This is a genomic window from Stenotrophomonas sp. A3_2, from assembly GCF_036624925.1.
In the GTDB taxonomy this organism is placed as follows: Bacteria; Pseudomonadota; Gammaproteobacteria; order Xanthomonadales; family Xanthomonadaceae; genus Stenotrophomonas; species Stenotrophomonas hibiscicola.
In genome coordinates this window covers 1-466 of record NZ_JAZKVY010000326.1, presented here as the reverse complement: position 1 = coordinate 466, position 466 = coordinate 1, and the positions used below count along the sequence as shown (strand labels likewise).

Sequence of the window (466 nt, the reverse complement as noted above, 5' to 3'; positions counted from 1 at the left end):
ATCGATGTGGCCGACCCGGAGGTGACCGGGATCGAAGCGATATCCCCGGTGGAGTATGAGGCGTTCCTTGCCGAGGGCGACCCGGCGGCCGCGTTCGATCTGCCTGCGGATGAGTGGGACGCGATCACGCTGAACTACACATCCGGAACAACCGGCGATCCGAAGGGCGTCGTGGCGCATCACCGCGGCGCCTACATCGACGCGCTGAACAACGCGTTCATCGCCGATATGCGACGGCACATGGTCTATCTCTGGTGCGTGCCGATGTTTCATTGCAACGGCTGGTGCCACCCGTGGACGGTGGCCGCCATGGCGGGCACCAATATTTGCCTGCGGCGCGTCGACCCGAAGCGCATGTTCGATCTGATCCGCCGCCATCGTGTGACGAATACCTCCGGCGCGCCGATCGTGTTCACCATGCTGACCGATGCGCCCGACGAATGGCGTGCCGGCATCACCCACCGCG

General features: G+C 64.6%; 1 protein-coding gene. It reads left to right on the top strand.

From position 1 onward, the window contains the following. Positions 1 to 466 (top strand): AMP-binding protein (locus tag R5H29_RS15055; protein ID WP_332329386.1); only part of this gene is annotated, 466 nt, incomplete at both ends.